11 protein-coding genes are annotated in these 11,448 nt (G+C 64.7%); 9 read left to right on the forward strand and 2 right to left on the reverse strand.

Annotated features, from left to right (window positions below; translation table 11 throughout):
- Positions 1–17 precede the first annotated feature (17 nt).
- The 3 genes from JOD97_RS14055 (at position 18) to JOD97_RS14065 (ending at position 2,670) form a co-directional block, all read left to right on the forward strand.
- Positions 18–512 carry an FxDxF family PEP-CTERM protein gene (locus JOD97_RS14055; RefSeq protein ID WP_209718663.1) on the forward strand — a complete coding sequence of 165 codons (495 nt, stop codon included), beginning with the start codon at positions 18–20 and terminating at the stop codon, positions 510–512.
- Positions 513–710: 198 nt separating this feature from the next.
- Positions 711–1,217 carry a hypothetical protein gene (locus tag JOD97_RS14060; protein WP_209718665.1) on the forward strand — a complete coding sequence of 169 codons (507 nt, stop codon included), beginning with the start codon at positions 711–713 and terminating at the stop codon, positions 1,215–1,217.
- 211 nt (positions 1,218–1,428) lie between these two features.
- Positions 1,429–2,670, forward strand: a complete 1,242-nt coding sequence (locus JOD97_RS14065) for a sugar MFS transporter (protein ID WP_209720395.1) — start codon at positions 1,429–1,431, stop codon at positions 2,668–2,670.
- 61 nt (positions 2,671–2,731) lie between these two features.
- Here the strand turns inward: JOD97_RS14065 and JOD97_RS14070 are convergent, their stop codons facing one another.
- The gene (locus JOD97_RS14070; RefSeq protein ID WP_209720398.1) at positions 2,732–4,465 is read right to left on the reverse strand and encodes an alpha/beta hydrolase; all 1,734 of its coding nucleotides are present in this window, start codon (positions 4,463–4,465) and stop codon (positions 2,732–2,734) included.
- Between the two features lie 152 nt (positions 4,466–4,617).
- Here JOD97_RS14070 and JOD97_RS14075 point away from each other — a divergent pair, with 152 nt between their 5' ends.
- Entirely contained in the window at positions 4,618–6,030 is a 1,413-nt protein-coding gene (locus JOD97_RS14075) for a bifunctional enoyl-CoA hydratase/phosphate acetyltransferase (protein ID WP_209718668.1), read from the forward strand.
- Positions 6,031–6,124: 94 nt separating this feature from the next.
- On the opposite strand, the gene JOD97_RS14080 is transcribed toward JOD97_RS14075, so the two are convergent.
- The gene (locus tag JOD97_RS14080) at positions 6,125–6,742 is read right to left on the reverse strand and encodes a hypothetical protein (RefSeq protein ID WP_209718673.1); all 618 of its coding nucleotides are present in this window, start codon (positions 6,740–6,742) and stop codon (positions 6,125–6,127) included.
- 275 nt (positions 6,743–7,017) lie between these two features.
- Between JOD97_RS14080 and JOD97_RS14085 the strand changes: the two genes are divergently transcribed.
- The 5 genes from JOD97_RS14085 to JOD97_RS14105 all read left to right on the forward strand — a co-directional run bounded on the left by JOD97_RS14085 (position 7,018) and on the right by JOD97_RS14105 (position 11,430).
- Complete coding sequence (locus JOD97_RS14085) at positions 7,018–8,052, forward strand: sensor histidine kinase (protein ID WP_373999854.1); 1,035 nt, start codon at positions 7,018–7,020, stop codon at positions 8,050–8,052.
- Complete coding sequence (locus tag JOD97_RS14090; RefSeq protein WP_209718676.1) at positions 8,049–8,810, forward strand: LytTR family DNA-binding domain-containing protein; 762 nt, start codon at positions 8,049–8,051, stop codon at positions 8,808–8,810. Before JOD97_RS14085 ends, JOD97_RS14090 begins: the two co-directional genes overlap by 4 nt.
- Positions 8,811–8,829: 19 nt before the next feature.
- On the forward strand, positions 8,830–9,945 hold the full coding sequence (locus JOD97_RS14095) for a S41 family peptidase (RefSeq protein WP_209718679.1): 1,116 nt from the start codon (positions 8,830–8,832) through the stop codon (positions 9,943–9,945).
- Between the two features lie 218 nt (positions 9,946–10,163).
- The gene (locus JOD97_RS14100; RefSeq protein WP_209718682.1) at positions 10,164–10,799 is read left to right on the forward strand and encodes a hypothetical protein; all 636 of its coding nucleotides are present in this window, start codon (positions 10,164–10,166) and stop codon (positions 10,797–10,799) included.
- Between the two features lie 133 nt (positions 10,800–10,932).
- Positions 10,933–11,430 (forward strand): antitoxin Xre/MbcA/ParS toxin-binding domain-containing protein, encoded by a 498-nt coding sequence (locus JOD97_RS14105; RefSeq protein ID WP_209718685.1) that lies wholly within the window; start codon positions 10,933–10,935, stop codon positions 11,428–11,430.
- The last annotated feature ends 18 nt before the right edge of the window (positions 11,431–11,448 follow it).

The raw sequence follows: 11,448 nt of genomic DNA on the forward strand, positions 1-11,448 counted from the left end.
CTTCGCCGAGGATACCTATGAAATTGAAATCCGTTCTAGCAACCGCTGTACTTGCCGCCGCGTCGTTCAGCGCGTCGGCCACCGTCCACAACCTGGGTGTGCTCGATCCGTCCGGTTTCGACTCCTTCACCGGCGCGTCGGAGAAATTCGGCGCGGGCGTCGCGATCGACGATACCTGGACCTTCACGCTGCTGGCCCCGTCGAGCACCTCGTTCGCCGCCGTTCAGACGTTTGCCGTCACCGCCGGCAAAATCCTGAACTTCGCTGCCGTGCTCAACAGCACCAGCTTCGGCGCGCCAGTGCCCGGCGCCGGCTCGCAAACGCTGAGCTGGATCGGCAACCTGGCCGCCGGCACCTACAGCGTCAACGTCACCGGCACCACCGGCCTGTCGGGCGCGACGTATGGCGCCACCGTCTCGGCGCTGCCAGTGCCTGAGCCGGAAACCTACGCCATGATGCTCGGCGGCCTGGCCCTGCTGGGCGCGGTCGCCCGCCGCAAAGCGCAGAAGTAAACGCGAAGAATCCACTTTCTTCGGCAGCAAACCGGCGCGCCGGCCGGCCATCCCCCGATGGCCGGCCGGCGCGTTTCTCATTGCGACCGCCCCGGAAACGACCTCGGCCGTAATCGCCTCCATATGCTACCTGGCGTACATATGGGCCGGCACTATCACCTTACAATCTGGCAATTATCGATCGTAAGGATGCACCCCATGAAAAAGCTCCTGCTGGCATTTGGCGCCGTCCACGCGCTGATCGCGCTGCTGTTCACGGCCGGCGCGCTGTTTCTCATCGTCATCAGCGCGCGCATCGGCTGGGACGCCGCCACCGGCGAGCTCGGCCTGGCCGCCGCCCAGCAGGCGATCGAGGCGATCGGCATCCTGGCCGCCGCCGTGGTGGCGCTGCAGATCGCCGAGACCATCATCGAGGAAGAAGTGGTGCGCGACGCCGACATCAGCGCGCCGACCCGGGTGCGGCGCTTCCTGTCGCGGTTTTTCGTGGTGGTGGTGGTGGCGCTGGCCATCGAGGGCCTGGTGGCAACCTTCCACGCCGTGCATGACGACCTGCAAGGCCTGGTGTACGTGGCCGCGCTGGTGGCCAGCGTCGGCGTGCTGCTGGCGGCCTGGGGCGTGTTCGTCCACCTCAACCGTTCGGCCGAGGAACTCGAGCCCGAGGCCATGGAAAAAGCCCAGTCCGAAGACCACAAGGTGCAGGCCTGAGCCAGGTGTTTTTACCCATACTACGAGTTGGTGATATCTGCCATATCGAAAACGATATAGCACGTTAGCGTTTATTCATTGGCAAGATAGGCGGTTTGGCTCTACCATAATCGTCCCGCTTGTTGGAAAGGAAAGATTCATGGCAGCGCCCATTTCATCTGCTCGCACTATGGAGACGACCTCGTCTCCCGTTGTCAGCTACCGTGCGACGATGTCGCTGCTGGCTAGCTTGTTCTTTACCTGGGGTTTTATCACGGTAATTAACAACACGCTATTGCCGCACCTCAGAAGCGTCTTCGACCTGAATTACACACAGACCACGCTGATCGAATCGGTCTGGTTCATCGCCTACTTCGTCGCCTCGATCCCGTCCGCGCGCCTGATCGAGCGCATCGGCTACAAGAAATCGATGGTCGTCGGCCTCGCCATCATGGCCGCCGGCTCGCTGATGATGATCCCGGCCGCGCGCCTGCCGTCGTATCCGGTCACCTTGTTCGCGCTGTTCGTCATCGCCTGCGGCATCGCCCTGCTGCAAGTGGCCGCCAATCCCTACGTCGCCGTGGTCGGTTCGCCGCAGACCGCTTCGTCGCGCCTGAACCTGGTGCAGGCGTTCAACTCGCTCGGCACCACGTTCGCGCCACTGTTCGGCGGTTACCTGATCCTGGGCCGCTCCAACTCGGGCACGCTCGAAGCCGGCCACGTGCTGACCCAGGCCGAACGCCTGGCCGACGCACAGGCGGTGCAGCTGCCGTACCTGATCGTCGCCGCCGTGCTGGTGGTGCTGGCGGTCGTCATCGCCCGCTTCCCGCTGCCGGAAATGAAATCGTCGGGCACCAGCCGCGTCTCGAAAGAACAGCGCACCCAGCACTCGCTGTGGCGCCACCGCAACCTGGTGTTCGGCATCCCGGCGATCTTCATCTACCTGATCGCCGAGATCGGCGTGGCCAACCTGTTCATCAACTTCGTCTCGCAGCCGGAGATCGGCAACGTGAACCACGAAACGGCGTCGCACTATCTGTTCGTGCTGTGGGGCGGCATGATGGTCGGCCGCTTCATCGGCAGCGCGCTGATGCGCACCGTCTCGGCCGAGCGCGTGCTGGCCGGCGCCAGCATCGGCGCCGCCATCGTCATGCTGGTGGCCACCTTCACCACCGGCCACGTCGCCATGTGGGCGCTGATCTCGGTCGGCCTGTTCCACTCGGTGATGTTCCCGACCATCTTCACGCTCGGCATCAAGGGCCTCGGCCCGCTGACCGAGGAAGGCGCAGGCCTGCTGATCATGGCCATCGCCGGCGGCGCGCTGGTGGTGGTGCAAGGCTGGCTGGCCGACATCTACGGCCTGCAAATGTCCTTCCTGCTGACCGCGCTGTGCGAAATGTATGTGCTGTTCTACGCGATGTGGGGTTCGAAGGCGACCAACGCCTTCCCCGACGAGCAGGCCAGCCCGAACTAAGTTGCACGCCGCCCTCCGGGGCGCACCGGGGCCGATGCCGACGCCAGTCGCATCGGCCTTTTTACTTTTCCAGCACGTAGCGCCCCGGCGCCGGCTCCAGTGCGCGCCCGGCCGCCGGCGGCGCCACCCGCGCGCTGCTCGAACGGGCCGCCAGCCAGCGCTGCCAGTGCGGCCACCACGACCCCTCCACCAGTTCGGCCTCGTCGCGCCAGGCGTCGGGACCGCGGTAACCATTGCCCGGCGCCAGCGGCGGGCGCACCCGGTAGCTGCGGCGCGGATGGCCCGGCTCGGACACGATGCCGGCGTTGTGCCCGCCCGAGGCCAGCACGAAATCGATCGGCGCGTCGCACAGCAAATGGATCTTGTACACCGAGCGCCACGGCGAGACGTGGTCGCGTTCGGTCGCCAGCGCGTACACCGGCACCGTCACGTCGTCCAGCACCACCGGCCGGCCGTCGACGTGGTAGCGGCCCTCGGCCAGGTCGTTGCGCAGGAACAGCTGGTGCAGGTACTCGCTGTGCATGCGGAACGGCAGCCGGGTGCTGTCGGCGTTCCACGCCATCAGGTCGTTCGAGGCGGTGCGCGCGCCCAGCAGGTATTCGCGCATCATGCGCGACCAGACCAGGTCGCGCGCGTGCAGCAACTGGAACGACGCCGCCATCTGGTCCCCGTCCAGATAGCCCTGCTCCCACATCAGCGCGTCGAGGAAGGCCAGCTCGCTGTCGTCGATGAACAAACCCAGCTCGCCCGGCTCGCTGAAATCGGTCTGCGCCGCGAGCAAGGTCAGCGACGCCAGCGCGCCCTGGCGGCCGGCGTCGCCGTTGGCCAGCGCGGCCGCGCCGATCGCCAGCAAGGTGCCGCCGAGGCAGTAGCCGACGCCGTGCACCGGCACCCCGCCGGCGCGCCGGCGCACCTCGTCGAGCGCGGCGAACAGGCCCAGGTCGAGATAATCGTGCATGCCCAGCGCGCGGTGCTCGGGGCCGGGATTGCGCCACGAGATCATGAACACCGTATGGCCCTGCCCGACCAGGTGGCCCACCATCGAGTTACGCGGCGACAGGTCGAGGATGTAGTACTTCATGATCCACGACGGCACGATCAGCAGCGGCTCGCGGTAGACGGTGGCGGTCTGCGGCGCGTACTGGATCAGCTCGATCAACTCGTTGCGGAACACCACGTCGCCGGGCGTGACGGCGACGTCGACGCCGGGCCGGTACTGCGGGCCGGACGGCTCCGGCACCGCCATCGACGGCGGCGCCAAGTGCCGGCACAGGTCCTGTCGCCAGTTGACCGCGCCGTCGGCCAAACTGCGGCCGCCGCTGTCGAGCGCGGCGCGCAGCACCTCGGGATTGGTGGCGACGAAGTTGGACGGCGACCACATGTCGAGCAGCTGGCGCGCGGTGAAGCGCACCACGTCGGCGTGGTGCGGCGCCACGCCGCGCACGCCGCTGGTGGCGTCGCACCAGAACTGCTGGCAGCGCAGGAAGCCCTGCACATACTGGTTGAACGGCCACTGTTCCCACGCCGGCTGGGCGAAGCGGCGGTCGTCGGCGCCGGGCGCCACCGGTTCGGCGAACGGCGACAGCGCGCCCAGCCAGCGCAGCGCCAGGTCGGCGCATTTGCCGGGCGCACTGGCCAGGTGCATCAGCCAATCCTGGAACGCCAGCGTCAGCGCGATCGGCGACACGCCGCCGGTCAGGCGCGCCATGCGCGCCTGCACGAACAGGTCCAACTCATTGCCCGGCTCCGGCGCCGGCGGTTCGTGCACCACCTCGGACGCCGGCTTGACACGCATCGGTAAAATATTCACGCACCTCTCCCATGGGTTCAACTGCAATTATGCCGAGCGGGGGCCCGGCGCGGGATTGATCCACATCAAAGTATTCCCGGTTGGCCGCGCCTAGACTGCAGCGGATCGGGGCCCGCGCCCCACCGCCGGACACCTGTATGAATGACACCGACGACACCGAAGAGTTCATCGAAAACGTCACCTTCGACGAGTTGCGCGTGGGCCAGAGCGCGCGCCTGAGCCGCACCTTGTCGCAGGAGGACATCGCCGCCTTCGCCGCCGTGTCCGGCGACGTCAACCCGGCCCACGTCGACGCCGACTACGCGCGCGACACGCTGTTCAAGGGCGTCGTCGCGCACGGCATGTGGGGCGCGGCGCTGATCTCGCGCCTGCTCGGCACCGTGCTGCCCGGCCCCGGCACGATCTACCTGGCGCAGACGCTGCAGTTTCTCAAGCCGGTGCGCATCGGCGACGAGCTGCGCGTGACGGCCACCGTCGGCGCCAAGGAGACCGCAAAAAAACACGTGATGCTCAATTGCGACATCAAGAACCAGACCGGCGCGCTGGTGCTGACCGGGGTGGCGACGGTGATCGCGCCGAGCGAAAAAGTGCGGCGGCCGCGCGCGCACCTGCCGGCGTTCTGCTTGGCGCCGCCGGCCGACCCGTACGCGGGCCTGCGCCAGCAGGTGCGCACGCTGGCGCCGGTGCGCTGCGCGGTGGTCCATCCGTGCGACATTGCATCGCTGCGCGGCGCGCTGGAGGCGGCGCGCCTGGGATGGATCACGCCGCTGCTGGTGGGGCCGGCGGCGCGCCTGCGCGCGCTCGCGGCCGAGGAAGGCCTGTCGCTGGACGGCGCCGACCTCGTCGACGAGCCGCACAGCCACGCGGCGGCCGCGCGCGCCGCCGCGCTGGCGACCGACGGCGCGGTGGAAATGCTGATGCGGGGCAGCCTGCGCAGCGCCGAGCTGATCGACGCCGTGCTGGCCGTGCCCGGGCTGCGCACCAAGCGCCGGCTGTCGCACGTGTTGCGGCTCGAGGTGCCCACGTACGGCAAGGCGCTGCTGGTGTCCGACGGCGTGCTGCACATCCAGCCGACGCTGGCCGACAAGGTCGACATCGTGCACAACGCCATCGCCGTCGCGCACGCGCTGGGCGAGGCGCGGCCGCGGGTGGCGCTGCTGTCGGCGCAGGAGACGGTCAACCCGGGGATCGCCTCGACCATCGACGCCGCCGCGCTGTGCAAGATGGCCGACCGCGGCCAGATCGACGGCGCGCTGCTGGACGGCCCGCTCGGCTTCGACAGCGCCATCTCGCCGGCCGCCGCGCGCGCCGACGGCATCGTCTCGCCGGTGGCGGGCCAGGCCGACATCCTGATCGCGCCCGACCTCGAAAGCGGCGACCTGCTGGCCAGGCAGCTGCGCTACATGGCCGGCGCCGCCGCCTGCGGCGTGGTGGTGGGCGCGGCCGTGCCGATCGCGCTGACCGACCGCGCCGACGCCGCGCCGGCGCGCGCGGCGTCGGCGGCGCTGGCGTTGGCGCTGGCGCACAGCTACCGCGCGCAACGGCCTTGAGCGCTACCGCCGCGCAATCCGCTGTCGATCGCAACAGCAGACTGTCGCGATGCTGAATGTGTCGAAGGATCGTATGTAACCGATGCGGTTATGGTCAATCGCTATCCTTCGTGCAGCGTTTGCGGATCTTTTTTTGGCCGCGCACGTAGGTCGTTTCGATCTTTTCATAGCAAGCGACATTGCCTTCCTCGTCCAGCCGCGTCGTTTGAGAATATTCATTTTGCAGCACGAGTTTGCCCTTCCGCCAGCAATGGGTCGCTGCGTACATATCGTCGGCGCCGCCCTTCCAGGAACCGGTCACGCAATTGGGGTTGCGGGGATCGATATCGATTCCTCCGATGTCCGATAGCTGCTTGTTAAAGACGAAGCGCCGGCGCGTGCGGTCGTACAGGAAGACGGAGCTGGTTTCATTGCCGATCGCCGCCACGGCGCTGGTGACAACCAGGTCGCCACAACCGTCGTTATCGAAATCGCGGGAAGTCAGCGACTCGCTGTCGGCCCGGTAATTTTCCACATTGTCGAGTACCTGGATGATCTTGCCGTTTTTGATGTCTTCAATTTGCACACTGCCCGCTTGCGATTCGACGCCACCCTTTGGCAGCCATTTGAAGCGCAATACTTCTTCGGGATGCGGACCGCACCATGCGTCCGCAGCCCGGGCTGAAGGCGGGCATAAGGAAAGGACGGTAAGTACCATGATTAGACGTAGCATATTTTCTCGATAATGTGGCCGCGTAGACGGGCGTTGGTAATGCCCCCATCTTACAGGCCGATCGATTCCGCTGTCTGCTCACCAGTCCACTACCCCAAGCTCCGACCGATTGGCCGCAAGATATGCACGGGTCGCCGCAATTGACTCGACCGCCGCCAGGCCATCGCCTAAGGTGAAGGCTTCCGTACCCCTGGACATTCCATGCGTGTATTACTTTCTATTCGATGGGCGCTTGAAGCGATAGAATTGCATAATTGCATTTCTGGAAACCTCGCGTGAAAGTCGAAACCCCTTTGCTCGTTCCCGTGCTGGCCGCGCTCCCCTTTTGCGCCTGCACGGTCATCCTCGGCCTGCCTTCCTACGGACATGGGTACATCCCCGCCTTTCGCATACTCTTCTTCGTCGCCTGCCTGGCGTGGCTGATCCCGCTGACGCTGCTGCAGAGGGCGATGTGGCGCCGCGAATGGCCTTGGATGAGGATGGCCCTGGTGATGCTGGCAAGCAGCTATGCGATGTCGGTCCTGAACGCGGTGCTGGGGCAGCGCCTTGAGATCTCGCTCGGGCTGGAAACGGCCTACCACTGGGATCGACTTCTGCGGGGGCTCGATGGCTGTTGGCTGGCGCTCATCGCGTTCTGCGCGGTGCATGCGGTGGCGGGCTATTACCTGTCGCTGCAACAGCTTCGCTTGCATCTCGCCCAGGCGCAAAGCGCGGCACGCGATGCCGAGTTGCGCGCGCTGCGTCTGCAAGTGAATCCGCACTTCCTGTTCAACTCCCTGAACGCAATTTCCGCGCTGGTGTCGGCCCAGTCCAACCGTGAAGCCAACCGCATGCTTGGCTGCCTGTCCGACTTCCTGCGCGCCACCTTGGCTCACGACGGCAGCCACGAACATTCGCTCGCCGATGAATTGGCTTTGCTCGACGCCTATCTCGCGACCGAAAAGGCACGCCTTGGAGGGCGACTGCGCCTGACGATGAAGGCCGGCCCGGACCTGCTGGACAGCGTCGTGCCCTACCTCGTGCTGCAGCCCCTAGTTGAGAATGCGATTCGCCATGGCATCGCACCGCTGTCAGCGCCGGGACGGCTCGACATTCTTGTCGAGCGCGCCGGGGAGCGCCTTCTCATCGACGTGCGCAACGACGGCCAGCAGCGGGCGCACGAGGCAAGCGGCATCGGCCTGGCCAACGTCAGGGAACGACTGCGCCATCTGTATGGCAAGGATCAGCATGTGGATGCGGGCTGGCGTATGGATAACCGCTTCCAGGTGCGTATCTCGATGCCACTTCGCGCGATGGAGCCGGCAGCATGAAGATCCGCGTCGTCATCATCGACGACGAGCCGCTGGCCAGGCTAGCGGTCAAAGTCAGGCTGGCGCAGCGCGGCGCCTTCGAGCTGGTGGGCGAATTCAGTGATGGCGCCAGCGCTTACGAGGGTATCGTGACGCTGCAGCCCGACCTGGTGTTCGTCGACGTCGAAATGCCGGGCAAGTCCGGCCTCGAAGTGCTTGCCGCACTGCCGCCGGCGCAGCGGCCGATGGCCATCCTGCTCACCGCCTACGACAAATTCGCCCTGCAAGCATTTGAATTGGCCGCCCTCGATTACCTGCTCAAGCCCGTCGATGACGAACGATTCGACGAAGCTCTTGATCGTGCACAGCAGGCTTTCCCTTACCGCGGCCCAGGCCGTGCCGCGGCACCGGCGGCCAGCACAGCGCCGGCGGTACGCAGTTTCAGCGTGCGTGTCGGAGCGCGCACGGTGCTGGTGCCGGTGACGGAGGTTGAACGCATCGAGGCCGACGGTGACTATGCCACCCTGCATGCCAAAGGCAAAACCTGGCTGGTGCGCGAACGCCTGCACAACCTGGCCATGCAGCTTGATCCGGGCCAGTTCCACCGCGTGCACCGCTCGTCCATCGTGCGGCTGGACATGATCGCCGAACTGCGCTCACTCACCAACCGCGACGCACTGCTGCGCTTGCGCGACGGCAGTGTGCTGCGCGCCAGCCGCACCTATATGCCTGCCCTGGCGGCGGCACTGCAACAGCTCGAAGCCAGATCAGATTCGTAGTCCAACCAGGAGGGAATGTATGTTGCGTAGAAAGAAGTTTGTTGCAGGCTTGATGTTGAGTATGCTGTTGTCGATTCCCGCCTTCGCGGCCGAGGTCGCCCCGCTGACCGAGTCCGATCGCGCGGCGATCGTGAAGGCGTTGGTCGCGACAATTAACGCGAATTACATCGAGCCCGCCGTCGCCGAACGGGTCGGCCGCGCCATCTCAAGCAAACATGCCAAGGGGGGCTATGCGTCGGCCACCAGCGCGCAAGCGCTCAGTGAGGCATTTGCGAAGGACTTGCGCGAATTCAGCGGCGACAAACATTTCGGCACCACGGTTTCCGAAGGTTTTAGTGAACTCAGCAGTACCCCTGAGGTGCCCAGCCCCGCCGCGACGGAAGCACGGCGCGCCAGGACGGAAGCACGGCGCGACCGGATCGCACGGCGCGGTTATGAGATCCAGAAAATCGAACGCCTGCCCGGCAACGTCGGCTACATTGAACTGCGCTCCTTTGAAGCACCCGAGTTCGTCAGCCAGGCGTATACGTCGGCGATGCAGCTCATGGCCGGGACGGATGCGTTGATCCTCGACCTGCGCCGCAACGGTGGCGGAAGCCCGGTCACCGTTGCCTATCTAATGACCCATTTCTTCCCGCTCGGCGACGAGCGACACCTGATGGACATGTACAACCGCCCGGACAATACGACGCAGCAGTACTGGATGGTACAGACCGTCGCGCAGCGTTACGACAAGCCCGTGTACGTGTTGACCTCGGCGCGCACGTTCTCCGCCGCGGAGGATTTCGCGTATGGCATGCAGGCGCAAAAGCGCGGGACAGTGGTCGGGGAGAGCACCGGCGGCGGTTCAAATCCCATTAGCTGGTACAGCGTAGGGAAGGACATTGCTATCGCGATCCCGAGCTCGCGCATGATCAACTTCGTCACCCAGACCAACTGGGAAAACGTCGGCGTGAAACCGGACATCGCCGTGCCTGCGGCGCAGGCGCTGCAGACGGCACATGTCGCCATCCTGCGCAACCTGGCGTTATCCGCAAAGGACGATAACGAGCGCAAAGAACTGCAACGCCTTCTCACCATGGCGGAGAAGGGAGAAACCGAGAAGCCGGTCTATACCCTCAGGGGCGAGCGCTAATCGATCGGCCTAGCCCTCCTCGAAACCGTCACGGACGACAACTACGGGGTCAAGTCTAACATTCGTACACGGCCTGATCGCTAACGTCGCCAACCTCGCCGGCGGTTTCTATTTCAAGGACGAGACCGTGTCGTAATGTTAGACTTGACCCCAATCGCCTGACCCCAATCGCCGCCACCAATCGCTGCTCGTTAAATGGCATGTAAGGCGGGCTATAATTGCATGAACTCGGGGAGATTGTTTTGGGACTCAGCATTCAAGTTGGCGGTTTTGAAGAACAGGAAATTTACGAATCGCTTTCGGCGGCTCTTGTGGAGGCTGGTCTGCCACCGCACAGTGAGCCGGACATCGCCAACGATTCGGAGATTTTTTCGTGTCAAATGTGGGGATACTCGGGACTGCATTATCTAAGGCGATTGGCGGCGTATCTCGCCGCTGGGCAAGAAGTACCTGGCCCGGGAGACGATAGCTCAGCCGAAGATCCAGTGCTTGCCGACTTCTATGACCTTCTCGCCCCCGGCTTCGAACACCTGCTAATGCACAGCGATGCCGAGGGCTTTTACGCTCCCCTCGACTTCAAGGATGTCATCTTTCCCAGTGAAGAGCTGAGGGTTCCCGGCGAAATGATCGGTTCGTCCGTCCAGCTTTTACAGGAGTGCAAGCGTCTGGCCGAATGGTTGGAACTTCCGCTCGACCTTGATCCTGAAAGTGATGAAGTTTGGGATGCTGCGGATTCCCCTCAACCTGACGGTCCCAAGTGGAAACAGTATGGCGTCGAGTCCTTCAGCTGCATGCGCCTCATCAAGGCAGCGGAGGCCTCAATCGATTCCGGAGCCGCGCTCGTGTTTTGCTAGAGTTACACGAGCGCAGCAGGGATTTAGAACCTGCCGCTAGCATCCAACGGCCCGCCAGCGGCTCCCACAGCGCAGAACATTTGCCGCCATACTCCGTTTCGTATATTCTGGACTTCCAAACGGAGGCACTGAGATGGCATCGAAAATTCCTGCCAAGCGAGCCGCGCTCGGCCCGCGCCCGAGCGTTCCCCCTGCGTTAGATCCCGCTCGCGACCCAGCGCGCAATGGATTTTCAGATATCCTGCGAGACTTGACGGCAGACCGTAACCTTGCCATCGACGCCATTCGCGCAGGCTTCGCGGCAAGTCTGCTCAAGGATGCCGCGCTGTATTTCAATGTATCCACTCAGCGTATCCGCGCCATCGCACGGCTGCCAGAGACCACCGCGCATACCTTGATCAAGCGCGGCGCTAAGTTGGACGCCGCCGCCTCGAAACGCATCTGGAGACTGGCGGACCTGATGACTATGGCGCGGGAGGTCTTCGAGGACGAGGAATCGGCGAAGATTTGGTTGCGCACCCCGAACCTGGTTTTCCAAGATGTCGCACCGATAGAGTATCTCGACACCGAACCGGGGGCGATGGCGGTGCGCCAGGTGTTGAACACGATCGCCATCGGCGGCGCGCTGTGAGATTGTGGCGGCGTCCTG

The organism is Duganella sp. 1411 (assembly GCF_017833525.1).
Classification (GTDB): Bacteria; Pseudomonadota; Gammaproteobacteria; order Burkholderiales; family Burkholderiaceae_D; genus Rugamonas.